This window comes from Candidatus Saccharimonadales bacterium (assembly GCA_035697325.1).
Taxonomy (GTDB): Bacteria; Patescibacteriota; Saccharimonadia; order Saccharimonadales; family Saccharimonadaceae; genus JALRBM01.
This window is the reverse complement of the sequence record DASSDB010000004.1, coordinates 25799-48599: the sequence shown is the minus strand read 5'-3', so window position 1 is coordinate 48599 and position 22801 is coordinate 25799. Positions and strand designations below refer to the sequence as shown.

The following is a 22801-nucleotide window of genomic DNA, read 5'->3' as shown; positions in this document are numbered from 1 at the left end:
CGCTCAAATTGACTTTATTTAACATAAGTGTTATAATAAAGATAGTGACGTTTGTGTGTCACGCTCATCGACATCGACAGGAGAATAGGCATGGACAAGGGTGCTTTCCTCTACGTTATCAGGTGGTTGGTTGCAATCGCAGCTGCGGTAGCGGTCTTCCAGCTCTGTACGGTCGCCATTTTCAACGCTGGTGGCCACGAGGAGCCCACCGGTGCCGCCCTCTCCCCCACTACCGCGAGCTCCATTCCTGTACCTACGACTACCGCTGCTCCTTCGGTGGCTGCCGTAACCTTCAAGTTCGGCACGGCCGTCGACAGACAGATCGGGGTCGACTACCTTCGTTCGACCGCCCGCACCAACGCCTACGCCAAGGTGTGGCCGGCTGCCAAGAAGGTCGCTCGCGCGATGATGGCTGGCACGTTCGGTCCCATCGAGAAGTACACGGAGATGAAGGAGCCTCGCCCCACCGGCTACGTCGGTTGGGGTGGAATGCAGACCATCGATCACCAGCAGTACGCCTGGGTGTGGTGGAACGCGGATGGTTCGGTCAACTACAAGAAGGGTGTCCTCGGTTTCTCTGTGGGTGGCCTTCAGATCGAGTCGGTGGACAGTGGCAACGGGCCTTACAAGGTTTTCATCCCCAAGGAGGGTTACACCGTGGTGATCGACGCCGAGTACTTCGGCGGTATCTCACCGCTCTCTCCCTTCCGTTCGCCGGTGACCACCAGCGAGATCGACACGTACGACTCCGAGGCCCTCCGCCTGCTGGATGCGAACATGAAGCGAGCTGACCTGTAGTACACACACCGTCACATGGCGAGTCTTTCCGTCTTCCGGAAAGGCTCGCCTGTGAGCCTCGACTCCCAATATGTATTGGGGTGCGAGGTTCATAATTAAATAATTTACAGACATAACTGCGAGAAATTTTCCTTTTACCACGGTTGAAAAAGCATAAGCACTCCCGTATACTAAAAAGCAATACAGTTGAAAGGAGTGTTCAGCTAAGCTGTTAGCGCATGAACAGGCAGTATGAAGATACTTATGCTCGGGTGGGAGCTCCCTCCGCACAACAGTGGTGGCCTTGGTGTGGCCTGTTACTATATGTCAAAAGCACTCGCCGCTGAAGGTGCGAGCATTGATTTTGTCGTACCCTACACGGCAGAACATCAGAATACAGACTTTATGACCGTCCACGCCGCAACAACTCTTGATCCTCTAGAGCGCTACGGTTCAATGGGGGCCTATGATAGCAATCAAGCTTTTGGAGACAAAAGCAGTTTTGAAGGCGGGATCCGCGACGTACAGCGACACTACGTTCAGTATGTCGAGAAGCTTGTGGCCAATTCGCCCCCCGAAGCTATTCACGCCCATGATTGGCTAACGGTCGAAGCCGGGATTCGCGCCAAACAACTTACTAATGCACCGCTTATCGTTCATGTTCATGCCACGGAGTTCGATCGTTCGGGTGAAACACAAGGTAATCCGCTCGTTCACGAAATCGAGCAGCAGGGGTTGATGATGGCCGATCGTATTATTGCCGTCAGTAATATTACAAAAAGCATTATTATCCAAAAATACGGTATTCCTGCGGATAAGATCGAGGTTGTGCACAATGCCATCGACCTTAAAAGCTTAACTTCCGAGGTATACGATGCACGTACCTACAAATATCTTGAGGCCCTGAAGGACGAAGGATATACGGTTGTTGGTACTGTCACGCGTTTTACTATTCAAAAAGGGCTCGTTCACTTTATCAAAGCCGCAGCCAGAGCAAGTGAAAAATACCATAAGCTCGTGTTCTTACTGGCGGGTGATGGCGAACAGCGGGATGAGCTTATTCGGTTGAGCGCACAGCTTGGTATTGCCGATAAGGTCTTTTTTACGGGTTTTGTAAGAGGAAAACAATGGCGAGATGCATATCAAGTCGCCGATATATTCGTTATGAGCTCAGTGAGTGAACCGTTCGGCCTAACCGCTCTAGAAGCTGCCCATTACGATAGCGCCCTTATTATCACCAGACAGTCAGGAGTTGGTGAGGTTCTTCACAACATTTTTAAATATGATTTTTGGGATACGGATAAGCTGGCGGATCAGCTTATAGGAATCGCAACTTCGAAGGCGCTTGCCGCCAGCCTTAGGCAAAATGTGAGGCAAGAGTACGCCAGGCTGTCTTGGCGTGATGTTGCAAAGCAATGTATGCACCTTTATAGACAACTTCGCGGAAAGGTGGCGGCATGAGTAAACGCGGTATTATCCTTTATCTCCACGTACACCAGCCTCTTCGTATACGTGAGTATAGCGTTTTTGACACAGCAGTTAATCACGATTATTTTGATGAAAAAGACTCTGATAGCGATCGTAACAATGAAAAGATTTTTCGCAAAGTAGTCGAAAAATCATACCAGCCCATGAACGAGTTACTTCTTAAGCTTTTGGAGCGACACCCTGAGTTCCGTGTTTCCTTTAGCATTACTGGAACTTTCATCGAACAGGCGGAAAAATGGGCGCCAGAAGTACTCGAAAGTTTCAAACAGCTTGTCGCCTCAGGGCGAGTCGATATTGTCTCCGAAACGTACTATCACTCACTCGCCTTCTTCTACAGCAAGAAAGAGTTTGAACGTCAGGTCGCCATGCACCGCAAAAAAATTAAAGAACTTTTTGGGGTAGACACTTCTGTATTCCGTAATACGGAGCTTTCTTATAATGATGCGCTCGCATCGTGGGCGGATGAGCATGGGTTTAAGGGTATATTGGCCGAAGGGTGGGATCCGGTGCTGGGCGGACGTAGTCCTAATTTTGTCTATCGGCCAAGTGGTACGCACAATATAAAATTACTATTGAAGAATTATCGTTTGAGTGACGATGTCGCATTCAGATTTAGTAATCGAGCATGGGAGCAGTGGCCGCTTACTGCGCACGCATATAACCAGTGGACGAATGCTTCAATAAATGGATCGCAAGTTATTAACCTGCTTATGGACTACGAGACATTTGGCGAACATCAGTGGAAGGATACCGGTATCTTTGAATTCTTTGAGGATTTTGTACAAATGTGGCTCGAGAATTCCGATAATACATTTTACACTACCGCAGAGGCTGTCGCCGCCCACGATCCCGTAGGAGAAATAAGTATGCCGCACACGGTAACGTGGGCAGATACAGAGCGAGATCTAACCGCGTGGCTTGGAAATAGCATGCAACAGGAGGCGCTGAGGCACCTCTACGACCTTGAGGATGATATTTTGCGCACAGGCGACCTGACGCTTATCAGCGACTGGCGCAAGCTGCAAACATCTGACCATGTATACTACATGTGCACCAAATGGTTTACGGATGGTGACGTACATGCCTATTTTAGCCCTTATGAATCTCCCTATGACGCGTTTCTTTATTTCATGAACGCCCTAAGGGACGTTCGTTACCGGTTGATGGCATACCATCAAGGAGGTATTCATGGCTAGGCCAATTGTTTTAAGTAACGGCGAGCTTCACGTTGGTATCAATAACTTTGGGCTCGTTCATGATCTTTACTTCCCTTACGTAGGGTTTGAAAACCACGCAGCTGGTCGATCGCTCAGGCACAGAGTGGGTGTTTGGATCAATGGCGAGATCAGTTGGTTGGATGATGGCACCTGGGAATTTACTTTCCGTTATCCTGTCGATGCATTGATCGGGCATATACTGGCAAAAAACGAGCGTATGGGAGTGTTATTGGAATTTGATGACGTTGTTGACTCACATATTAGCGCGTTTATGCGTAATGTACACGTTATCAATCTTCTTCCTGAAGAACGTGAAATACGCCTCTTTATGCACCAAGCGTTTGTTATTGGTGATAGCCGCAGCAATACCGATACGGGACAATATCTTCCTGAGCAACACGCGATCCTTCACTACCGCGGCCGAAGAGCGTTTATTATTGGTGGCGACGCTGATGGCCAGCCATTTGATCAATATAGTATAGGTCTGTTTGGCATAGAGGGGCGAGAAGGTACATTTAGAGACGCGGACGACGGCGAGCTGAGCATGAGCAATGTTGAGCACGGACGAGTTGATTCGACTATCCGTTTCAAACTTATCGTAGGGCCCCACAGCTCTTCTCGAGCACATTATTGGATTGCCGCGGGTACTTCCATGCGTGAAGCGCTGTACATACATCGTCAAGTAGAGAGTGATGGATTACCAAAGCGACTTCATATGACTGCGGATTGGTGGCACGAGTGGCTAAAGCCTGCCGAGATCGCCGCAGAACGGGTAAGCGTCTCGCTTCGCGAGAGTTTTTTGCGAAGCGTTATGATTATTAAATCGCAGATAGATAAGCGAGGTGCGGTTATCGCAAGTACCGATACTGCCGTGCTTAATTATTCGCGAGACGCTTATGGCTACTCTTGGCCTCGCGATGGTGCGTATGCGTTATGGCCTCTGATTCGTATGGGATACATTGATGAGCCGCATCGCTTTTTCGAATTTTGCCAACGCGGACTCCATGCTGATGGCTATTTAATGCATAAATACCGTGCCGATGGTGCGCTTGGCAGCAGTTGGCATCCGTATGTCCACGAAGGTGGTGTTGCACCGCCCATTCAAGAAGACGAAACTGCTCTTGTGTTGTTTGTTTTCGCGCAGTATTACCATATGCACGCTAGCCCACGCCTGCTTCGCGAGTTTTATCACACCATGGTAACTCCGATGGCTAATTTCTTAGCCTCATATATCGATGAAGTGACGGGCTTGCCGCGTCCTAGTTATGAATTGTGGGAACAATATTATCAAGCAACTACCTATACTACCGCTATTACATACGCAGCTCTCCTCGCTGCGGCCGATTTGGCCGAACTAGCAGAAGATGCCGATAACGCCGTAAAATGGCGATCCGCAGCTGATGATATCGCAGTTGCCGCTCATAAATATTTGTATAACCGTGAGCGCAAGGCTTTTTACCGAGGAGTTATCGTCAAAAATGGGCATGTCGAATTTGACTCGACCATCGATCTCTCTAGCTTCTACGGTGCCTTTATGTTTGGCCTTTTCTCTGTCGATAGCGAAGAGGTAACAGCAACTGTAGCAACGATCAACGAAGTATTCGGGCTTAACGAGAAAGAGTTCGGATTGCCACGGTACGAGAATGATGATTATTACCGAGTTGATCCCTCCACCAAGGGTAATACTTGGTGTATTACAACATTATGGCTTGCTCAGTACTATACCGAGGTAGGCGATCACGCTCAGGCACGGCGAATTATTCATTGGATCAGTGATCGTGCCGGAAACACCGGGATATTACCTGAGCAAATTTCACCAAGAGACGGCTCATTCGTGGGAGTTGCACCGCTTACATGGAGTCATGCGGAGTATGTCGCCACACTACTCGATGAAATCACTCGGGGGGATGAACACTGATGTCGCTTTCTGGTAAAACAAAGTTTTTTATAGATGCTTTTACTCCTGCAAAAGTGTTACAGTCACGCCTGCATCGCCGTATATTCAGTCAGTTCGCGGAAAAAGTAGGCCTTGTCTACTTTGGCTATGTTGACCAGCGAAGCGACGAGCATCGCTTAGTGCGCGGACTGACTGTTTCTGCGAAACACCGAGATAACCATTACTGCATTGGTTCATATGGCGGTTACGATATTATGCTGGTTGAGCGCCACGATACAATTCATTTTCCCGGCAAGCCCGCACGAACGCACAATTGGATTATCATGACTTTTGACTTGCATACATCCCGTGATTTGCCTCATATTTTTCTAGGGCTTCATGCTCATAATGAAACATTTTATGCACATTTATTTACAAAGTTCTCCCAGCTTACACAAGTACCCTTGGGCATGTATGGTCAACATGTGGCAGCTTTTACTCAGAGGTATGCGTTATATACCGAGCCTGCCCATATGATTGCGGCGGAAGCGATTTTCAATCCCGAAGTGACAACAATAATAGGCGAATCGTTTGGCAGCTTGACGGCTGAAGTAGCCGATAGCTGTGTGTATATCTATGCGGAGCATGCTCGACCAACCCAGCAATTACTTGAGCGTATGCTAAAAAGCGGCCTTTGGCTCAGCCAGGTTATCGACAGAAGCGTTCTTGATCATGAAGAATGAACGAAAAACACTCTCGTTTTGTGAGAGTGCTCTGTATTTTAGCCTTTACGTGGTTTGATTTCGTTGCGGCCAAGGTTCTTTTTGGTTTCCTTGTATTCGACGTGTTTTCGCACCAAAGGATCATAGGCCTTTTTTACAAGAGGCTCGGGGTGATTCTGTTTATTGATCGTTGTGTAGATGCGGTGACCAGTTAGGGCACTCACAAGAGCAATCAATTTACGCTTTGTATTCTTCTTTGCCATTTACTACTCGCTTAGTTTGTTATTAGGACTTCCGCTATTTTAGCACAAAATATAAAAAAATACCAGAGATATCATGTCATGGAGCCACGATCGGGGCTTGAACCCGAGACCTCATCCTTACCATGGATGCGCTCTACCAACTGAGCTATCGCGGCAGGCTCTAGTACGATATTGTACCAAATTAACTCCGGTAAGCCAAGCTGATATCTCTGAGAGATTGTTATATCGTTTATCGTAGCGAGTTAGTTGTCATAGTAGTTCCTAAATGGTAGGTAGTACGTGTTCTATTCCCTGCGAGGAAGGCAGTGTACTGGTCGTGTGGAATATGTGGATATCGTTACTACCGCCAAAGGCGGGGGCATTCTCAAAATGCAGATCCCAGCTCAGGGTGGTCCCGGCACGAAAGAGGCGGAAATTTAGGTAACATCTTGAAATACAACCTGTTATACGGTACACTTATGTCTGTACTTTAAACAATCCGCCGCCTTAGCTCAGTTGGTTAGAGCAGCTGTTTTGTAAACAGCAGGTCTTCGGTTCGAGTCCGAAAGGCGGCTCCATAGTCAAGACAATGAAGCAGTCGTTGTTTTGTAGTGGATGTTTGCTGGGGTTGTGGAGCGGTCAAACACAACAGACTGTAAATCTGTCGGCATTCGCCTTCGTAGGTTCGAATCCTACCCCCAGTACCATATGAAAATAGTAAAAAGATGCTCACATTTTTGTGAGCATCTTTTAGAAGCATCCCTCTACGATATAAGCTGTTGCTACATAACCACCCGACGAACTTGACGGATTTGCTTAGGTTGACCCTCGGGAATAATCATTTTAGCTGCTTTGTCGCGGAGTTCTGCGGCTAGATCTTTTTGGCCGTTGCGGTCGTATGCATCTGCGAGAATACTTAGAGTTTGAGGAGTTGGCTCAAGCTCAACCGCATGTTCAAGCGATTCGGTCATGCGCTTTAATCGTCCGAGCTTTTCTTGTACTTTCGCATACGCTATGTGGCGCGATGCGATGTCATTCTCCATGGCGAGTGCCTGTTCAAATGCAAGGCCGGCCTTTTCGTATTGTCCCGTCTCGTAGTAAATAAGCCCGACGTTATGAAGGCTGCTTGCACTGGGCGCGAGGCTCTGGGCAATTTCAAAACACTCGATGGCATCCTTAAATGCCTGTTGCTTGGCATAAAGGATACCGAGACGATTGTATGCGGTCGCATTTCGTTCGTCGATCCGAAGAATCGTAAGGAGCGCCTTTTCAGCACGGAGATATTTTTTATCACGCAAGGATTCTTGGGCGACGTCCCATAGGCGATCTAACTTTTCGGATATCTTCTGAGGAAGATCGGTAGCAACTTCTGCGATAGTTTGTGGTTTCCAGATGGCCCAGCCACCGAGGATTGCGATAAGGATTACGCCTAACATATGCGTCTATTATAGCACAGCTTTGGTAAGCTGTAGCACGGTACTTTGATTGCGCGTTATTCGTTCGCGAGCATCCAGGAGGCTATCCAGCTGCTTGATTGCCCCAATCTGTGGCTTGTTTTTTAGCGAATGCCGAATGATTGCGATAGCGCTATCGATAAGAGTAAGAGTATCATCTCTATTTTGTTTATATGTATGGATTATTCGTAGTTTCTGATACCCTGTTCCGGCAATAAGCTGCCGTGCATCTGTAATAATACGGGCTCGAGACGCAAAATATTCGGTATTCCTAGCAAGCCGGCTTAGCTCGGCAGGTAACCCCGATGCGAGAAATTGCAATTGATTTTTTTTCGTCTCATTATTAATGCCGATACCGTCTATGAATTCACTCGTCTGCTCGTCTGTAATAGGTTGTATGACAACATGCTGTACTCTAGAACGGATGGTTGGAAGGAGATTACCTACCGCATGAGAAGTAAGGATAAAATGGGTCATCGCGGGGGGTTCTTCTAGCAACTTAAGGAACGCGCCTTGGGCGCCATGGCTCATCCTATCCGCGTCGTCAATGATAATAAAGCGCTTCGACAACGTTTTCGTGCGTGATTGATCGTAGAGCCGTCGGATCACTTCAATACTTATCGTACCCGCGGTGTCTTCCTCGCCTTTTGCATTTAACGGACGAATAAGTAGCGCTTGACTTCCTCCCATGTGCTTGGCAAGTGCCAGAAGCCCAATGCCGCTCGTACCACTTAAGATTATTGACTGGGGCATGTTCTTTTCGAATGCTCGAAGCTGTAGCATTGTCGCTGGATGGATGATGAGCTGACTCATGACACATCCGGAAAGAGTTGCTTAAACGACGAGGGTGTAGGGGCCAAAAATACTTTTCTCTCCCCCGAAGGCATGGTGAGTTCGAGCTGATGGGCGTGAAGATAGAGGCGGCGATTGCTTTGCTTTCCGTACACTCTGTCGCCTAGTATTGGCGCATGGAGATAGTTCATATGCACACGAAGCTGGTGAGTTCGACCCGTCTGCGGCATTAGTTGTATGAGCGTCTTGCCGTTTGATTCATTCAAGACTCGGTAACGGGTAATAGCTGATTTGCCTTTTGGATCAACACGAAACGTACTTGGAAGCGAAGGATTCCTACCAATAGGAAGATCGATTGTGGCTTCTTTTTCTTTTAATATCCCTTCGAGAATCGCAAGATACGTTTTTTTAACTTTACGATCGGCAAATTGTTTTTGAAGTAATGTTGCTACTTCGGGTGTCCGTGCTCCCACCATAATACCGCTTGTATCGCGATCAAGACGATGGACGATACCCGGGCGATTTGTCTCCAGGCCGTAGGTTGTATACCGCTTAAAAAAATCTGCTACGGTGAACTCATCGCTTAAGGCACCTTTTGCATGAGTCAGCACACCAACTGGCTTATTAATAACGATAATGTCGTCGTCAATATAGACGATGGGTAAGTCTTGGTTTGAATAATCCGTTGCATCCGGAATAGCTACGGCTACATTATTTGCGCCGCTTACATCCTGCTTGGAAGAAGTGACGCCCTCTTCGTCAACGCTAACATATCCTGCCTTGATGTACTTTTGCCACGTGCTTCGTGATGTTTCGGGATAAAGCTCGCTCAGGTAAACATCGAGCCGCTTTTTTGTCGCGGCAACCTTAAACAAGTAAGCTTCCTTGCCTTTAAACGGTACGGCAAACGAGGCCAGTGACTCTTCGTTAGGGTTTGTCATGAATTCACCATTATTACCAGGAGCTATCTCGTCTATGTAGGTCTTCAGATAGTTCGTATCATCCTCGGCGGTAATGTCGACAAGCAAATAGTAGAGCTGCTTATGAAAGCGAAAGCTCGCTAACGTTGTGTGATCGGTGGGATGGCTTACTTTCAGTTGGTCAATCTCACGCGAACGAGCGTCGGTATCTGCTACATTGAACTTTTGAAGAATCGCGATCGTATCGTTCGTGGCTAACTTCATTACGATTCCTTTGCCCTCAATCCGACAGCTTGCTGCGCTCGAAGAAGCGTTGCGTTGGCAATCTCAGACATTGCTTTTTCAGAAGCTTCTAGTTTGGCGTGAATAAGATAATCGTTCGTTGCCGCCAAATTTTGCTGAAAGCTGCGAAGAAAGGTCTCGATCTCACTCGCGACTATCTTTTTAAAATCTCCGTAGCGTGATTGACCTTTAAATTCCTCTACAATTTGTTCAGCTGGTGCCGCGCGAAGTAAAGCTAGGATTTCAAGCAAGTTTGTAATACCTGGTTGGTTAGTGCGATCAAACTGTATGTCGGCTCGATCATCGGTGGTAGCTCCCATTACCTTTTTGGCCGCTAATGCGGGATCGTCGCCAAGGAAAATCACACCCTTCCCCGTATTGTCGCTTTTGCTCATTTTTTTGGTTGGGTCTTGAAGGTCTTTAATGCGAAGGCCTTGGTCTTTTCCAAAAAACTCATGCTGTGCTTTGACTGATTTTGGTACGGTAAAAATATCCCCAAAACGGCCATTCATCCGCTCAGCGATATCCCGTGCAAACTCCAGGTGCTGCGTTTGATCGTCTCCCACCGGTACATATTCTGCATCGTAGAGTAGGATATCGGCAGCCATTAAAACCGGATAATTGAATAATCCTAGACTTACGCGGTCATCGCCGATACTAGCAGATTTGTCCTTGAATTGGGTCATGCGGCTCATTTCGCCAAAACCGGTAAAACAATCAAGGATCCACGTCAGTTCACTATGAGCCGGGATATAGCTTTGGCGATACAAATGGATATTATCGTTATCCAGAGGGAGGCCGGCTGCCGCAAACAACCGCGCATTATGAATGATTTGATCGTAGAGTTCACCGTGATTGATCGGTGTAGTAAAGCTATGGAGATCGGGAATGAACATATTAATTTGATAGTCATTTGACTTTTGCTTGGCCATATCGATCATAGGAAGCATGGCGCCAAAATAATTGCCGATCGTAAGGTCATTGTTAGCTCGAAGGCCCGTTAAGATAGTCGCTTTTGCCATAATTGTCTTTATTATAACCCAGATTGGGCTCGTCGTCCCATAGCACCTTTTATCATATGCATTCCTTCTGCACTAACATGCCGAGGGTCGACACCTTCTACTCTGCCACCGGCAGCAATAACTGCCATGCATCTATCGAGTAATCGCCTACGTTCTTCGGGAAGTGAAGGTATCTCCGGATCGATGATGTCCTCTAGCTTTTCTGTATTTAGTTGATATTCCATAGTAACTCCTTTCTTATAATTAAAGAACCGCCTGGATACTGGCGGCTTCTTCGATATTTTCAAATGGTGAATGTGTTATTTCAAAACACGGAACAAGCCGCCAGTACGAGTGACGGTAAACCAATATGCAACGATTTGATAGCTTTGCCGATCCATTCCTTTTCTTTTATATCATAGCCGAGTATTCCCAGCAACTTCGTCGGTCACACTGGCCTTAATAGCATCGGCCACTTTACTGGCAAATGTTCCAAGTACCTCATGAGAAGCCAGGACGGCAGTTGTTCGTACATATTTGTTTTTTTGTGCAAGATACGCAAGATTCCGTGAAGCAATAACCGGATCGAGCATTCCATAGAGTATACGGATAGGTAGCTTAAGATGCTCAGCATCGTGAAGAGAGGTCTGATTGAGTATACTAGCTTCAAGTGCATTTAGATAAATAGAGGCGTTGTCTTTTGTAAGATTGAATGTTTTATTAAGGAGACCGAGCTTGAGCGCGAGATTGGCAATTTGAATAAGCTGGTCGGGCCGCTTTTTAATTAGCCTGTATATTTCTCGGCGCATACGATCTGCATTTGGAAGCTGTTTTGATGAATTTGTAACGGACTGATAAAACGGCGGGCTTACCAATATTAAAGAACGCACCAATAATGGATATCGTTTGGCAAACTCAACTGCAACGAGAGCACCAAGCGAGTGACCCACGATAATAATAGGGTGACGGGCTTTGAGCTTCAATAGAGTCGTTAATACGGAACGTGCCTGGGTTTTGGCATTGTATATAGCCCAAGCCGGCCGAGGAGAATTTCCAAAACCAAGCAAATCGATGGAGATGACATGAATAGAGTCTGGCAGTTTAGCCACGACACTATCCCAGGCTGCACCAGAATTACCAATGCCATGAATAAGTAAAACTGTGGCAATTGGTTTTTTCGGTTTTTGGTCGACATGGGCATGAAGTGTATACGGTATACGGAGCCATCGGTGGGTAAAGACGTCAAACATCGCGACTCTTTTCTAATACACATACAAAGAACGCTTCCCTCCCCTCGCCGGGAAAGATACGGATGGCTCGTTCTAGGGATTTAGCATACGTTGTTCCGTTCCATGCTGGGATTCCTGACATACTTCTTGCTGTGCGAAATATAGGCTCGATAACATGAGCATCTGGTTGTCGTTTCAAGAGCCAGTTTACAACACCTTCATCTTCTTCGGGCGCCATCGTGCATGTGCTATAAACCAATCTGCCGCCAGGCTTCAACAACTTCCACCCTTGAAAAATTAACTTCTTTTGGAGCTGTGATAACCGTCTGATATGAGCGATCGACCATGTATCAAGTGTTTTTCTTTTTCGTATGTCAATGAGTCCCTCGCCGCTACACGGAGCATCGAGAAGTATTTTATCAAATGGTTCATTAAAATTGTGCGATAGCCGAGTCGCGTCGTACAGTGTCAACTCAGCCTCTACTCCAAGGCGTTTGAGGTTGGCTGCAAGTTTTGCAAGCCTTGGGCGGGAGTTATCGTTAGCTACAAGTCTGCCGGAGTTGTGCATAGTCGCAGCGATATGGCTTGTTTTGCCGCCGGGAGCCGCACAAATATCAAGCACGCTGTTGCCAGCTAAAGCATCTAGAAGCACGACAGGAAGCCAACTCGACTCATTTTGAATATAAATAGCCCCATTTGCCACCAAACTACTATCTCGCAATTGCTCAAACCCTTCATCGATAGAATATCCATAGTTACACCAGGAGACCTTTTGTCCGCGCCAGCCAAGCTGATACATCGAGCGGAGTGTCATCTCGGGGTCATCAACAAGCGGGTTGATCCGCACCGACTGAATGAGCGTACTTCCAAGCTGCTCACGCGTCTTTTCCAGAGACGAATTCATTACTAGCGAAGACCGCTCTAACAGTTGAGATAGCTTTTTTTCACGTTTTGCCTCGGGGCTCGATTTTTTTGTCATGACTATATATAGTATACAAAAATCCGCCCCGAAAAGGACGGACCTCTGTAAAGAAAAGTATCTTTAACGCTTTGAGTATTGTTCGCGCTTACGAGCACTGCGAAGACCGTATTTCTTACGCTCTTTCTCGCGTGGATCACGGCGAAGGAACTCAGCCTTCTTCAGCGTACTTCGAAGATCACCGTGTGCCGTAGTAAGTGCCTTTGCGATAGCAAGTTTAATTGCATCAACTTGCCCCGCAAGACCGCCACCGTTAACACGAATGGTTACGTCGAACTCTTTTTGCTTGTTTACAAGCGCAAGTGGGTCAGTAACTTCGGCAAGCAATGTCTTGTTGTCCGAAAGGTACTCGGCTGCTGGCTTGTCGTTAATCGTTACAACGCCCTTGCCACTGTATAGACGTGCACGGGCTGTAGCGCTCTTGCGTCGTCCAAGGCCGTAAAAGTATTTACCTTCAGCCATATTACTTTACCTCAACTTTCTCAGGAGTTTGAGCGGTATGTGCATGCTCACTTCCTGTGAAGATTTTAAGTCGCTTCAGACGCTCAGGAGAAAGCTTGTTCTTAGGGAGCATACCTTTTACGGCGTTCTCGATAAGAAGCTCCGGTTGCTTCTCGCGCACCTCTTTAGCGGTTGCTTCTTTGATTCCACCGGGGAAACCGCTGTGGCGGTAATATACTTTGCCTGTCTCTTTATCACCGGTCAAAACTGCCATCTCGGCATTGATGACGACGACATAGTCGCCACCATCGATATGTGGTGTGTAACTTGGCTTGTATTTTCCAATTAGGTAGGTTGCAATTTGTGTTGCAACGCGACCAAGTGGAGCTTCACTCGCGTCGATAAGAATCCAACGACGAGTTACTTCGCTTGGTTTTTGTGAGTAGGTTTTTACGTTAGTTGCCATTACGCCTTCACCTCTTCCTTTTTAAGAGCTGGTTTCAGCTCGTCGACAAAGGCAATTGTGGCCATTTGTGCACCGTCACCGACACGGAGGCGGGTTCGCTCAACACGAACATGTCCGCTGGTACGGCCGGTAAGCTGAGGTGCGATCTCATCAACCAGCTTGAATGCTGCTGCTTGAGTACTCAGACCCGCGATCACCATTCGGCGGTTCGCAAGATCGCCCTTCTTGGCCTTTGTAATTAACTTTTCAATGTAACGCACGAGCTCTTTGGCTTTTGGAAGCGTTGTTTCAATCTTGCCGTGTTCGACAAGGCTGGTCGCTAAGCCTTTAAGCAGTGCGCGGCGCTGATCGCGTTCGCGACCAAACTTGCGCCCTTTGTATCCGTGTCGATGCATTAGAGTTCAAGCTCCGCTAGTTTATCTTTAACTTCATCCAGTGCCTTTGATCCAAAGCCTTTTAGCTCGCGGAGATCTTGTTCGCTAAGTGTTACAAGGTCGCGAACAGTACGGATTTCGTTGTTGATCAGTGCGTTTGCCGTACGAGCGGTCAGATCAAGTTCTTCAATCGGAGTGTTGAGCTCGTCGTCATCGTTTACTGATGCCTGGCCTGGCGCAGGTGCTGCGGCAACTGTAGTGCTACCGGCAAGTGCAGTATATTGGTTTACCAAGATAGCAGCAGCCTCTTCGAATGCGTCCTGAGGAGTAATTGTTCCATCAGTCTCAACAATAAGGCGAAGCTTATCAAGGTTTGTATCTTGTCCGACACGTGTACCATCAACTTTATAGCGTACGCGAAGCACTGGGCTAAACATTGCATCAAGCGCAATCATATCGCTGTGAATACGAGCTTCGCTTGACTCTTCAATTGAACGGTAACCCCGTCCGGCTTCTGCGACGAAATCGATAATAATTGACTTTTTTGGGTCGTCAATTGTTGCAATGACTTGCTCAGGGTTGACCACCTCTACATCAGCCGTCGTCTTGATATCGGCAGCGGTAATAACACCAGCGCCTTTTTTCTCAAGACGAAGCTCAACCGGCTCGTCGCTATGAACCTTGAGTCGGATATTTTTGATGTTAAGCATGATGTCAACAACATCTTCTTTAACACCTTCAACAGTTGTGAATTCGTGACTGACACCTTCAATTCGGAATGCTACCATCGCGCCACCGCGGATACTTGAAAGAAGTACGCGGCGAAGGCTGTTACCAAGGGTATAGCCATAGTTAGCGAAGAGTGGCTCGATGACGAATTCGGCTTCGTTTGCACCCATTTCGTTTACTGCGGCTAGTGCAGGGTTGTGAATTACTTTTGACATTTCTTATCTCCTTACCCTATTTAACGTGAGTAGTACTCAACAATGAGCTGTTCGTTAATGTCTGCCTCGGCTTCTTCGCGTTTTGGTAACCCGGTAATTTCAATCTTAACCTTCTTGGCATCGCTTTTTAGCCAGCTAAGTGGACCTTGGATTGAGTTTTTTACCACGTCATCAATTTGAGAGAAGTAGCCAGATTTCATGCTTTTTTCGCGTACGGTAATTTCGTCACCAGGTTTGAGACGAATGGAAGGAATGTCAACGCGTCGACCATTGAGCATAAAGTGTCCGTGGCTCACCAGTTGGCGAGCTGCGCGACGACTCGTAGCGAATCCAGCGCGATATACCGCGTTATCCATACGAAGCTCTAACAGCTGAAGCAAGTTCTCACCGCTAAGGCCTTGCTTGCGTGACGCTTCGTTCATAAGGCGAGCGAATTGCTTTTCGAGCAGACCGTAGATGCGGCGAACTTTTTGTTTTTCACGGAGCTGAGTCGCGTACAAGCTTGGCTTGCTTTGACGACCGCCACTGTGTTGACCTGGAATACCAGATTTTTTTGCTAGAATTTTATGTGCTTTAGGGTGAAGCGCGTAGCCTTCGCGGCGACTCTGCTTCACGATTGGTGAAGTATCTCGTGCCATCTAATTACGCCCTCCGTGCCTTACGAGGACGAACACCACCGTGTGGCACACCTGTTACGTCCTTGATGCTTTCAACATTGATATCGAAGTTGTCGAGTGCTCGGATCGCTGCGTCGCGACCAAGACCAACGCCTTTTACAAATACATCGACACTGCTCATACCATGAAGAGATTTCACAGCTTCAGCAGCTTTTTCTGCGGCAACCTGAGCAGCATATGCTGTTCCTTTTTTGCTTCCGCGGAATCCTGATGCACCGGCACTACTTGAGGCGAGTACATTACCTTTTTTGTCAGAGAACGTAATAATCGTATTATTAAACGTTGCCTGGATGTGCAGCTGACCAGAAGGAACTGATCGGCGTTGCTTTTTTCGAGTTGATTTAGCGTCTGCCATATCTCAATATCCTTTCTACGTCTTAGACGCGGCCTTCTTTTGTGTTCCGCCTACTGCTACTGACTTACCCTTACGAGTTCGTGCGTTCGTACGGGTTCGTTGACCGCGTACTGGAAGTTTTGCCTTGTGGCGAAGACCTCGGTACGCGTTGACGTCCTTGAGGCGCTTAATGTTATTTGTTACCAAGCGCTGTAGGTCGCCTTCGGTCGTATAATCTTTATCGATTATTTCACGAATACGCTGTTCTTCAGCCTCGGTGAGATCTTTCACCCGAGTGGTCGGCTCTACTTTAGCCGCCGCAAGGATGGTCGAAGCGAAGTGCGGACCGATGCCGTAGATATACGTCAATGCGATCACGACTTGCTTTTCTGATGGGATAACTACCCCAGCAATTCGAGCCATGCTTAACCCTGCCTTTGCTTATTCTTAGGTTTTTTCTTGTTGATAACACGAAGGCGGCCTTTACGGCGCACCAAAATGTCATCGGGACTGATTTTCTTTACACTCGCACGAACTTTCATGAGCGATATAGAAACTCCTCGGTAACCCGTTAAACGTTAATATGTTAGGCCGCTTGTGGGCGAGCCTGTCGTTCATCGAAGCGGTAGACGATTCTGCCCTTGGTAAGATCATAAGGGCTCATCTCGACTTCCACTTTATCCTCCGGCACTAGTCGAATATAATGCCTTCGCATTTTACCGCTAATGTGGCCGGTGATCTTATGACCGTTCTCAAGTTCTATCCGGAATTGAGTATTAGGCAGTGCTTCCACTACCTTCCCTTTTACTCGAATAACTCCTTTTTGATCAGCCATAAACTACAGTAGTAGATTATACACCAAAAAAGTATCAGGAGCAAGCGTTTTTCATAAGACGCTACGTGAAGTCGTAGCTAAGTAAATTTGTATACTCCTATTGTATCGTATTGCCTCTGCACGTCAAGTGATACTATGCGCGTTTGGCAAATACCAGGATGCGATCGCTATATGTTGCCGCTTTCTTATCATACGAGCCGCCGCAAGTAATGAGATTCAACCCTTCAGACCCCTGTATCGGCTTTAGAAGCCGCTTCATGTCCACCTGAGCCAAGGGTATCTGCTCAACGGTGACGATACTATATAAAACTATCGCTCCATCTCCTCGTTCGACTGTTATTTTGTCACCAGGCTTCGTTTTTTTCAGGTCGGCGAAAACTCCCGGGGTATTGTAGGAATCATTAACATGACCATCGATCAACATAGCTCCAGATCGTCCAGGGAGTCCACTATCTTTATACCATCCCACGTCCCACGCCGTCTTAGGCGCGTCCAAGGCTCCTCCTGCCGTTATACCGACAGGTTTTACAAGAGTATTGATACCGACACTTGTTATTGTCATGCGTCGTGGATGCTCGGCCGGAACGGTATATGAATGAACCTCGTTATCATTTGGAGGAGTACCATTGCGCGCCGAATCCGTACTGATAGTCCGAGGCATATCACTGCTTTGGGGAGTAGACGGCATAAAAAAATCTTTATACACCCAAAGGCCAATGACACCGATAATGAGCAGAACGATCACCCAAAAGAAAGGTCGGCGCCATTTTGCGTAGCTAATCATACTTTAAGTATAGCAATGTGAAAAGATTAGTTGTAATCGTCGTACGTTACCATAAGAGCGCGGGAATTGATCTGGCGAAGGCTCTCTAGCCCTACCGACACAACGATGAGAAGGCCTGTACCACCGATAGCGAGGTTGGCTGCGTTGAGCGCGAGTAGCGCAAAGATATACTCTGCGACAAATGGCAGAATGGCAATAATGCCTAGTGCGATCGAGCCGAACAAGATGAGACGGTTTACCGTGCGCGAAAGATATTTTTCGGTTTGAAGCCCCGGACGGACACCATCGATAAAGCCCCCTTGCTTCTGTAAATTTTCGGCAATTTCATTCGAATTGAATACAATACCTGTGTAAAAATACGTGAAGAGAATGACTAATACGAAGTACGAGGCCGGATAAATAAGCGATGCGAGCGTATCGCCCGTAAATGCCCCGGGCTGTGGCGCTTGGAACCACGTAATCAAGTTCGTCGCCAATGTCAGGAGCGCCGGATTGCCAGATGCCTTAAGGACCTGTCCGATAAATGCGGGTAACGCCAAGAACGCGACAGCGAAGATCACCGGGATCACACCGGCAGCGATAAGTTTTACCGGCAAAATACTTTTTACGCCGCCATAGGTACTATTGCCCTGGACACGCTTGGCATAATTAATCGTAATGACTCGCTGTGCTTCGTTGATTTTGACAAGAATGTACAAAACAACAAGTGATGCCAGGGCCACCCCAAGCACCACCCAGAACGCAATTGGATTAACAGGAATTGAGAACCAGCCAAAGACACTAAGCGCGCCGTCTTTTGATGTATCGAAAAGAGATGTGCCAATTGTTCCGAGTGTCTGTGGAAGCTGGCTGATGATACCGGCAAAAATAAGAAGGCTAATACCGTTTCCGATACCTTGTTCTGTAATCAGCTCGCCAAGCCACATAAGAAGGATAGAACCTGCGGTCATGGCTGTTACGGCAACGATCCATTCTATAGGGGTAGGATCTGCGAGCCCGGTGGTATTACCTGCAAGTACCGTTTGTCTCAAAATATAGATAAAGGCGATAGATTGAATAATCGCAAGCGGCACGGAGAGAAGACGCGTCCATTGGTTGATCTTACGTCGTCCAGATTCACCATCCTTGTGAAGTTCCTCAAGTCGCGGAATGGCTTTCGTGAGTAACTGCGTGATGATCGACGCTGTAATGAATGGACTCATTCCTACCAGAACAATCGAGAATTGAGCCAGTGCTCCACCCGAAAGAAGGTTCAAGAATCCGCCGAAGTCACTCCCGCTTACAACATTATTAATTACTTCCTTCAACTGAGTCGGCTCAGCCAATGGGACTGGGATATGGGCCAAAAGCCTGTATGCAATGATAAGCCCGATAACGATGATCAGGCGTTTTTGCATGTCTTTATTTTTGAATGATCGGAAAATGGTTTTCCAGTTCATGACTCTCTTACCCCTCAGAAAATAGTATTAGTCTAAAGCAATTTCCTCTATTGTAGCATAATTTCCTATCAAGAATAAGTGGTTGCTTAGCCTTCATTTTTCACATAATAGACATACTGTTAATAAGATGGTTATTATATACATAGACCCATTCATGAGCGACTATGGAGTGATCGTGTGATAGGTATCGTCATCGAGTCAGCGACTCACCATGCAGACGGAGAAATCGTCATCCTTGGCGTTTTCAACGTGATGCCGCTCGCTGCGGAAGAAAAGCGGCAAAGCGTGAGTGAACGTATCGCGAGATACTGCGCCAGCACTGGCACCAGTATTGATGTCAGTCGTGTCACCGCCCCAGCTCCGCGCGCACGACTACACAGCTCCAGCCGACATGCTGTTTTTCGGCCTCACGAAAATCGTTCGGGCTGTGGCTCATCGACATGAGTTGGTCCAGGCCTGCGAGCGCATCACCAAATTGTGCAGCTAGGGCCGCCACCTCTCCTCGTTCATTTCGCAGCGAGGAGAGGTGGTGTACACCCCGTCCAACCTTAATATATGTGGCCCCTTACAGTCACCCTTTTGTTATAGACGGATATCCTGTATAGTTGCTATGTTCTGACCTCGAGGAAGGATTACTCATGGCACATCCCCAGGAAGAAGAGTTACTCTCCTACGATGACCTGCTTGCCTACACTTCAAGCACAATCATGTACGACCAAAGTCATGCGACGCGCTTATGGATCACAATGACTGCGTTTTTGCCCATCAGTGATCCTGAGTGCTTCATCGTAATAACGTCCGCGGGCAATCGATTGACACCTCGAGTCTACAAAGCTTGGTTCGACGATAAAGATCCTCGTCCAGACGTTCGACTCATCAGGCGACGGAACACGGGTGTCGAAGAACGAATGAAATGGAGGGTTGGAAGACGGCTCATCGAGCTGTTCGAGCAAGAAGCTAGGCCATTATCACCGAGTGAGATTTCTGAGTACGGTCCCGCTTCGAGAGCTTTAATGGTTGATTGGATCTCGCATTTGTAGATAAAAACCGGGAGCACGGCATCTTGCTGCCGCTCATCGCCAACTCCGTCAATGTTGGCTTTACCCTAGATGAAATCAAAAAGAACCCTCATTGCGAGGGCTCATTTTGTTATACGGATGTGTATTATTTGTCGGCTTTTTCAGCTTCTTTAGCGCTCTGTTTTACAGGAACCGCCACCTTTTCGAAGGTTCCGCCTGCCTTTGCGACAGCTTCTTGGACACTCTGGCTAGCTGCTTGGACACGAAGCGTCACCTTCTCTTTTAGTTCACCGCGAGCGATGATCTTAACTGAGTGGAAAGGTGTTGCGATAAGGCCGGCCTCAAACAAGCTCATGTTATCGGCAGTCTTGCCTTTAAAAGCGTTAAGGTGATCGAGGTAAACAACTTGCGCAGGCGTACGAAGACTCTTAAATCCACGCGCTTTAGGTGTACGGCGAACAAGCGCACCAGAGCCACCCTGGAACATCGCGTTCAGCTTTTTACCAGTACGAGCGCCTTGTCCTTTCGTACCACGGCCAGCAGTCTTACCCTGACCAGCCGCAATACCGCGACCAACGCGTTTCTTGCTTTTGTTAGCGGTTACTTGGAGTTCGTTGTATTTCATTACTTCGTCTCCTCTTTAGCTTCTTTTTTAGGAGCAGCTTTTTTCTTGGGTGCATTAAGCCACTCTTCCTTAGGAACAAGGCTCTTCAGTGCATCGATTGTTGCATATGCGATGTTAACTTTATTGGTCGAACCAAGTGACTTAGAAAGCAGGTTGCGAACACCAGTCACACCAATGATCGAACGGACAACACCACCGGCAATAATACCGGTACCAGGAGCAGCAGGTTTAATGAGCACCTGTGCACCAGAGACCTTTACCTCTGCGTCGTGAGGAATGGTATCACCTGAAATTGGGATGGTAATAAGACTCTTTTTTGCAACATCGGCAGCTTTTGCAATTGCGGTTTGAACATCAGCGCCCTTAGCGACACCGACACCAACCTTAGTCTTGCGGTCACCTACAACGACAAGGGCTTTGAAGCGGAAACGGCGTCCACCCTTTACCACACGGGCAACACGGTCGATGTTAATAACGAGCTCTTCGAATTGCTTCTGCTCTTCTGTTTGTTCCGGGCGTCGGTTATTACCACGTCCGCGAGTATCATTTTTAGCTTGCATAGCCATACTAGAACTCCAATCCTTCCTTGCGAGCAGCGTCGGCAAGAGCTGCAAGCCTTTTCGCATACTGACGACCGTTGCGATCGAATACAACTGCTGTGATTTTAGCCTTTTTCGCCTTCTTGGCAATGTCTGCACCAACCCATGCCGCTTGATCAGCAAGCGATCCGTCTTGCTTTGTGCCGACCGTTGTACTTGCCGCTAGTGTTTTTTGCTTTTCGTCGTCGATAAGCTGTGCACTTACGTGCTTGTTGCTGATAGTAACGGTAAGGCGAGGACGCGTAGCAACACCACTAACCTTACTACGAACACGGTTTTTACGAAGACTCTTACCAAGTAGTTTCTTTGCAAGATTACTCATGGTTACTTACCAGCCTTTCCTGCTTTTCGAAGGATCACTTCGTCAGCATATTTAATTCCCTTGCCCTTGTATGGCTCAGGTTTCTTGAGCGCGCGAATTTCAGCCGCAACCTGTCCGACAGCTTGTTTATCAATTCCTGAAACGACAATTTCCATCTTGTTTACAGTAAGTGTAATGCCAGCTGGCGCTTCGTATTTAACGGGGTGAGAAAAGCCTAGGGCCATCTCGATAGCCTGGCCACCACCACTCACGCGGAAACCAACGCCGTTTACTTCAAGCTTTTTCTCAAAGCCTTTTGTCACACCCACAACGGCGTTATTAAGGAGTGCTCGTTGCAAGCCATGCTGTGCTTTTGCCACTCGTTCGTCATCCTTACGAGTAACGATTGCTTGTGTACCTTCAAGGGTAACTGTCACGTCGCTGAGGTGAGGAACAGTCAATTCGCCTTTAGGGCCCTTAACTGAGATCTCACTCTCGTCGACCGTGATTGTCACACCGGCTGGTACGTCAATTGGTAGTTTTCCGATTCGACTCATATCTACTTCCTTTTAATTCTTTATTAGTACACCTTAAGGAGGAGTTCACCACCGAGGCGTTCTTTTACTGCTTCCTGGCCGGTTAATACTCCCTTAGAAGTACTCACGAGCACCATACCACGACCGCTTTTCACGCGTGGAATGTCGTTTGCACTAACGTACACACGGCGCCCCGGTTTACTCATACGAGTAATTTCGCTAATGGTGCTGTTCTCGCCTGGTTTATTGATAGTGATAACAAGTGTATCACGTGGCTTTCCAGCTTCTACTTTTACATCTGTAAGGTAGTTGTGCTTCTTGAGCTGCTCGGCGATTGTTTTCTTGAGCTTGCTCGAAGGAACACGAATTTCGTTCTTACCAACCATGGCCGCGTTTCGAATACGGGTCAGAAGGTCGGCGATTGGGTCAGTTGATTGTAGTGACATAT

General features: G+C 47.5%; 32 protein-coding genes and 3 tRNA genes. 9 read left to right on the top strand and 26 right to left on the bottom strand.

Annotated elements, in window-relative coordinates; genetic code table 11:
* Positions 1 to 30: 30 nt before the first annotated feature.
* A complete protein-coding gene (locus tag VFH06_04060; protein ID HET6747252.1) occupies positions 31 to 507 on the bottom strand; it encodes a hypothetical protein in 477 nt (158 codons plus the stop codon).
* Here VFH06_04060 and VFH06_04055 point away from each other — a divergent pair.
* The 5 genes from VFH06_04055 to VFH06_04035 all read left to right on the top strand — a co-directional run bounded on the left by VFH06_04055 (position 490) and on the right by VFH06_04035 (position 6101).
* Positions 490 to 798 (top strand): hypothetical protein, encoded by a 309-nt coding sequence (locus VFH06_04055; protein ID HET6747251.1) that lies wholly within the window; start codon positions 490 to 492, stop codon positions 796 to 798. The two genes, VFH06_04060 and VFH06_04055, sit on opposite strands and share 18 nt — an antisense overlap.
* 231 nt (positions 799 to 1029) lie before the next feature.
* Positions 1030 to 2238, top strand: a complete 1209-nt coding sequence (locus VFH06_04050) for a glycosyltransferase family 4 protein (GenBank protein HET6747250.1) — start codon at positions 1030 to 1032, stop codon at positions 2236 to 2238.
* The gene (locus VFH06_04045) at positions 2235 to 3461 is read left to right on the top strand and encodes a glycoside hydrolase family 57 protein (protein ID HET6747249.1); all 1227 of its coding nucleotides are present in this window, start codon (positions 2235 to 2237) and stop codon (positions 3459 to 3461) included. Before VFH06_04050 ends, VFH06_04045 begins: the two co-directional genes overlap by 4 nt.
* Complete coding sequence (locus VFH06_04040) at positions 3454 to 5400, top strand: glycoside hydrolase family 15 protein (protein ID HET6747248.1); 1947 nt, start codon at positions 3454 to 3456, stop codon at positions 5398 to 5400. Before VFH06_04045 ends, VFH06_04040 begins: the two co-directional genes overlap by 8 nt.
* Positions 5400 to 6101, top strand: a complete 702-nt coding sequence (locus tag VFH06_04035; GenBank protein ID HET6747247.1) for a hypothetical protein — start codon at positions 5400 to 5402, stop codon at positions 6099 to 6101. Before VFH06_04040 ends, VFH06_04035 begins: the two co-directional genes overlap by 1 nt.
* Positions 6102 to 6139: 38 nt before the next feature.
* On the opposite strand, the gene rpmG is transcribed toward VFH06_04035, so the two are convergent.
* Positions 6140 to 6343 carry a 50S ribosomal protein L33 gene (gene rpmG, locus VFH06_04030; GenBank protein HET6747246.1) on the bottom strand — a complete coding sequence of 68 codons (204 nt, stop codon included), beginning with the start codon at positions 6341 to 6343 and terminating at the stop codon, positions 6140 to 6142.
* A 79-nt stretch (positions 6344 to 6422) separates the two neighbouring features.
* Positions 6423 to 6498: transfer RNA gene (locus VFH06_04025), tRNA-Thr, on the bottom strand.
* 325 nt (positions 6499 to 6823) lie between these two features.
* Between VFH06_04025 and VFH06_04020 the strand changes: the two genes are divergently transcribed.
* A tRNA-Thr gene (locus VFH06_04020) sits at positions 6824 to 6900 on the top strand.
* Positions 6901 to 6943: 43 nt separating this feature from the next.
* A tRNA-Tyr gene (locus VFH06_04015) sits at positions 6944 to 7029 on the top strand.
* A 75-nt stretch (positions 7030 to 7104) separates the two neighbouring features.
* Here the strand turns inward: VFH06_04015 and VFH06_04010 are convergent.
* From VFH06_04010 to secY, 18 genes are all read right to left on the bottom strand, one after another.
* On the bottom strand, positions 7105 to 7758 hold the full coding sequence (locus VFH06_04010; protein HET6747245.1) for a tetratricopeptide repeat protein: 654 nt from the start codon (positions 7756 to 7758) through the stop codon (positions 7105 to 7107).
* A gap of 9 nt (positions 7759 to 7767) precedes the next feature.
* The gene (locus tag VFH06_04005) at positions 7768 to 8589 is read right to left on the bottom strand and encodes a hypothetical protein (GenBank protein HET6747244.1); all 822 of its coding nucleotides are present in this window, start codon (positions 8587 to 8589) and stop codon (positions 7768 to 7770) included.
* A complete protein-coding gene (locus VFH06_04000; protein HET6747243.1) occupies positions 8586 to 9752 on the bottom strand; it encodes an RluA family pseudouridine synthase in 1167 nt (388 codons plus the stop codon). The genes VFH06_04005 and VFH06_04000 overlap by 4 nt, the downstream gene beginning before the upstream one ends.
* A complete protein-coding gene (gene trpS / locus VFH06_03995; protein HET6747242.1) occupies positions 9752 to 10792 on the bottom strand; it encodes a tryptophan--tRNA ligase in 1041 nt (346 codons plus the stop codon). Before trpS ends, VFH06_04000 begins: the two co-directional genes overlap by 1 nt.
* 11 nt (positions 10793 to 10803) lie before the next feature.
* A complete protein-coding gene (locus tag VFH06_03990) occupies positions 10804 to 11016 on the bottom strand; it encodes a hypothetical protein (protein HET6747241.1) in 213 nt (70 codons plus the stop codon).
* Between the two features lie 171 nt (positions 11017 to 11187).
* Complete coding sequence (locus VFH06_03985) at positions 11188 to 12021, bottom strand: alpha/beta fold hydrolase (protein HET6747240.1); 834 nt, start codon at positions 12019 to 12021, stop codon at positions 11188 to 11190.
* Positions 12014 to 12979 (bottom strand): RsmB/NOP family class I SAM-dependent RNA methyltransferase, encoded by a 966-nt coding sequence (locus VFH06_03980; protein HET6747239.1) that lies wholly within the window; start codon positions 12977 to 12979, stop codon positions 12014 to 12016. The genes VFH06_03985 and VFH06_03980 overlap by 8 nt, the downstream gene beginning before the upstream one ends.
* 63 nt (positions 12980 to 13042) lie before the next feature.
* On the bottom strand, positions 13043 to 13441 hold the full coding sequence (gene rpsI, locus VFH06_03975) for a 30S ribosomal protein S9 (protein ID HET6747238.1): 399 nt from the start codon (positions 13439 to 13441) through the stop codon (positions 13043 to 13045).
* Between the two features lies 1 nt (position 13442).
* Complete coding sequence (gene rplM / locus VFH06_03970; protein HET6747237.1) at positions 13443 to 13886, bottom strand: 50S ribosomal protein L13; 444 nt, start codon at positions 13884 to 13886, stop codon at positions 13443 to 13445.
* Positions 13886 to 14281, bottom strand: a complete 396-nt coding sequence (rplQ, locus tag VFH06_03965; GenBank protein HET6747236.1) for a 50S ribosomal protein L17 — start codon at positions 14279 to 14281, stop codon at positions 13886 to 13888. Before rplQ ends, rplM begins: the two co-directional genes overlap by 1 nt.
* Positions 14281 to 15204, bottom strand: coding sequence for a DNA-directed RNA polymerase subunit alpha (locus tag VFH06_03960; protein ID HET6747235.1), 924 nt, complete (start codon positions 15202 to 15204; stop codon positions 14281 to 14283). Before VFH06_03960 ends, rplQ begins: the two co-directional genes overlap by 1 nt.
* 20 nt (positions 15205 to 15224) lie before the next feature.
* The gene (rpsD, locus tag VFH06_03955) at positions 15225 to 15842 is read right to left on the bottom strand and encodes a 30S ribosomal protein S4 (protein ID HET6747234.1); all 618 of its coding nucleotides are present in this window, start codon (positions 15840 to 15842) and stop codon (positions 15225 to 15227) included.
* Between the two features lie 4 nt (positions 15843 to 15846).
* Positions 15847 to 16236, bottom strand: a complete 390-nt coding sequence (gene rpsK, locus VFH06_03950) for a 30S ribosomal protein S11 (protein HET6747233.1) — start codon at positions 16234 to 16236, stop codon at positions 15847 to 15849.
* Positions 16237 to 16251: 15 nt separating this feature from the next.
* Positions 16252 to 16638 (bottom strand): 30S ribosomal protein S13, encoded by a 387-nt coding sequence (gene rpsM, locus VFH06_03945; protein HET6747232.1) that lies wholly within the window; start codon positions 16636 to 16638, stop codon positions 16252 to 16254.
* A gap of 2 nt (positions 16639 to 16640) precedes the next feature.
* The gene (gene rpmJ, locus VFH06_03940; GenBank protein ID HET6747231.1) at positions 16641 to 16757 is read right to left on the bottom strand and encodes a 50S ribosomal protein L36; all 117 of its coding nucleotides are present in this window, start codon (positions 16755 to 16757) and stop codon (positions 16641 to 16643) included.
* 44 nt (positions 16758 to 16801) lie between these two features.
* The gene (gene infA, locus VFH06_03935) at positions 16802 to 17050 is read right to left on the bottom strand and encodes a translation initiation factor IF-1 (GenBank protein HET6747230.1); all 249 of its coding nucleotides are present in this window, start codon (positions 17048 to 17050) and stop codon (positions 16802 to 16804) included.
* Positions 17051 to 17183: 133 nt separating this feature from the next.
* Complete coding sequence (locus VFH06_03930; GenBank protein ID HET6747229.1) at positions 17184 to 17834, bottom strand: class F sortase; 651 nt, start codon at positions 17832 to 17834, stop codon at positions 17184 to 17186.
* Positions 17835 to 17860: 26 nt separating this feature from the next.
* Positions 17861 to 19273 carry a preprotein translocase subunit SecY gene (gene secY / locus VFH06_03925; GenBank protein HET6747228.1) on the bottom strand — a complete coding sequence of 471 codons (1413 nt, stop codon included), beginning with the start codon at positions 19271 to 19273 and terminating at the stop codon, positions 17861 to 17863.
* 177 nt (positions 19274 to 19450) lie between these two features.
* Here secY and VFH06_03920 point away from each other — a divergent pair, with 177 nt between their 5' ends.
* Positions 19451 to 19717, top strand: a complete 267-nt coding sequence (locus tag VFH06_03920) for a hypothetical protein (protein HET6747227.1) — start codon at positions 19451 to 19453, stop codon at positions 19715 to 19717.
* A 194-nt stretch (positions 19718 to 19911) separates the two neighbouring features.
* Entirely contained in the window at positions 19912 to 20313 is a 402-nt protein-coding gene (locus VFH06_03915) for a hypothetical protein (protein ID HET6747226.1), read from the top strand.
* 124 nt (positions 20314 to 20437) lie between these two features.
* On the opposite strand, the gene rplO is transcribed toward VFH06_03915, so the two are convergent.
* Genes rplO through rpsH form a run of 5 tightly spaced genes read right to left on the bottom strand, consistent with a single transcriptional unit; the run spans position 20438 to position 22799 of the window.
* A complete protein-coding gene (gene rplO, locus VFH06_03910; GenBank protein HET6747225.1) occupies positions 20438 to 20917 on the bottom strand; it encodes a 50S ribosomal protein L15 in 480 nt (159 codons plus the stop codon).
* Positions 20917 to 21483, bottom strand: coding sequence for a 30S ribosomal protein S5 (gene rpsE, locus VFH06_03905; protein HET6747224.1), 567 nt, complete (start codon positions 21481 to 21483; stop codon positions 20917 to 20919). Before rpsE ends, rplO begins: the two co-directional genes overlap by 1 nt.
* Position 21484: 1 nt before the next feature.
* Positions 21485 to 21838, bottom strand: a complete 354-nt coding sequence (gene rplR, locus VFH06_03900) for a 50S ribosomal protein L18 (protein ID HET6747223.1) — start codon at positions 21836 to 21838, stop codon at positions 21485 to 21487.
* 2 nt (positions 21839 to 21840) lie between these two features.
* Positions 21841 to 22374 (bottom strand): 50S ribosomal protein L6, encoded by a 534-nt coding sequence (gene rplF, locus VFH06_03895; protein ID HET6747222.1) that lies wholly within the window; start codon positions 22372 to 22374, stop codon positions 21841 to 21843.
* A 23-nt stretch (positions 22375 to 22397) separates the two neighbouring features.
* Positions 22398 to 22799, bottom strand: a complete 402-nt coding sequence (gene rpsH, locus VFH06_03890; protein ID HET6747221.1) for a 30S ribosomal protein S8 — start codon at positions 22797 to 22799, stop codon at positions 22398 to 22400.
* Positions 22800 to 22801 lie beyond the last annotated feature (2 nt).

Coding starts and splice junctions, on each gene's coding strand:
- rpsM (HET6747232.1), bottom strand. CDS start 16,638: ATGGCTCGAATTGCTGGGGTAGTTATCCCATCAGAAAAGCAAGTCGTG.
- rpmJ (HET6747231.1), bottom strand. CDS start 16,757: ATGAAAGTTCGTGCGAGTGTAAAGAAAATCAGTCCCGATGACATTTTG.
- rplM (HET6747237.1), bottom strand. CDS start 13,886: ATGGCAACTAACGTAAAAACCTACTCACAAAAACCAAGCGAAGTAACT.
- secY (HET6747228.1), bottom strand. CDS start 19,273: ATGAACTGGAAAACCATTTTCCGATCATTCAAAAATAAAGACATGCAA.
- trpS (HET6747242.1), bottom strand. CDS start 10,792: ATGGCAAAAGCGACTATCTTAACGGGCCTTCGAGCTAACAATGACCTT.
- VFH06_04000 (HET6747243.1), bottom strand. CDS start 9,752: ATGAAGTTAGCCACGAACGATACGATCGCGATTCTTCAAAAGTTCAAT.
- VFH06_03980 (HET6747239.1), bottom strand. CDS start 12,979: ATGACAAAAAAATCGAGCCCCGAGGCAAAACGTGAAAAAAAGCTATCT.
- rplQ (HET6747236.1), bottom strand. CDS start 14,281: ATGCATCGACACGGATACAAAGGGCGCAAGTTTGGTCGCGAACGCGAT.
- infA (HET6747230.1), bottom strand. CDS start 17,050: ATGGCTGATCAAAAAGGAGTTATTCGAGTAAAAGGGAAGGTAGTGGAA.
- rpsI (HET6747238.1), bottom strand. CDS start 13,441: ATGGCTGAAGGTAAATACTTTTACGGCCTTGGACGACGCAAGAGCGCT.
- VFH06_03930 (HET6747229.1), bottom strand. CDS start 17,834: ATGATTAGCTACGCAAAATGGCGCCGACCTTTCTTTTGGGTGATCGTT.
- VFH06_04010 (HET6747245.1), bottom strand. CDS start 7,758: ATGTTAGGCGTAATCCTTATCGCAATCCTCGGTGGCTGGGCCATCTGG.
- VFH06_04035 (HET6747247.1), top strand. CDS start 5,400: ATGTCGCTTTCTGGTAAAACAAAGTTTTTTATAGATGCTTTTACTCCT.
- VFH06_03915 (HET6747226.1), top strand. CDS start 19,912: ATGGCACATCCCCAGGAAGAAGAGTTACTCTCCTACGATGACCTGCTT.
- VFH06_03985 (HET6747240.1), bottom strand. CDS start 12,021: ATGTTTGACGTCTTTACCCACCGATGGCTCCGTATACCGTATACACTT.
- VFH06_03990 (HET6747241.1), bottom strand. CDS start 11,016: ATGGAATATCAACTAAATACAGAAAAGCTAGAGGACATCATCGATCCG.
- VFH06_04005 (HET6747244.1), bottom strand. CDS start 8,589: ATGAGTCAGCTCATCATCCATCCAGCGACAATGCTACAGCTTCGAGCA.
- rpmG (HET6747246.1), bottom strand. CDS start 6,343: ATGGCAAAGAAGAATACAAAGCGTAAATTGATTGCTCTTGTGAGTGCC.
- rplO (HET6747225.1), bottom strand. CDS start 20,917: ATGAAATACAACGAACTCCAAGTAACCGCTAACAAAAGCAAGAAACGC.
- VFH06_04045 (HET6747249.1), top strand. CDS start 2,235: ATGAGTAAACGCGGTATTATCCTTTATCTCCACGTACACCAGCCTCTT.
- rpsK (HET6747233.1), bottom strand. CDS start 16,236: ATGGCAGACGCTAAATCAACTCGAAAAAAGCAACGCCGATCAGTTCCT.
- VFH06_03960 (HET6747235.1), bottom strand. CDS start 15,204: ATGTCAAAAGTAATTCACAACCCTGCACTAGCCGCAGTAAACGAAATG.
- rpsE (HET6747224.1), bottom strand. CDS start 21,483: ATGGCTATGCAAGCTAAAAATGATACTCGCGGACGTGGTAATAACCGA.
- rplR (HET6747223.1), bottom strand. CDS start 21,838: ATGAGTAATCTTGCAAAGAAACTACTTGGTAAGAGTCTTCGTAAAAAC.
- VFH06_04050 (HET6747250.1), top strand. CDS start 1,030: ATGAAGATACTTATGCTCGGGTGGGAGCTCCCTCCGCACAACAGTGGT.
- rplF (HET6747222.1), bottom strand. CDS start 22,374: ATGAGTCGAATCGGAAAACTACCAATTGACGTACCAGCCGGTGTGACA.
- rpsD (HET6747234.1), bottom strand. CDS start 15,842: ATGGCACGAGATACTTCACCAATCGTGAAGCAGAGTCGCCGCGAAGGC.
- VFH06_04040 (HET6747248.1), top strand. CDS start 3,454: ATGGCTAGGCCAATTGTTTTAAGTAACGGCGAGCTTCACGTTGGTATC.
- rpsH (HET6747221.1), bottom strand. CDS start 22,799: ATGTCACTACAATCAACTGACCCAATCGCCGACCTTCTGACCCGTATT.
- VFH06_04055 (HET6747251.1), top strand. CDS start 490: ATGCAGACCATCGATCACCAGCAGTACGCCTGGGTGTGGTGGAACGCG.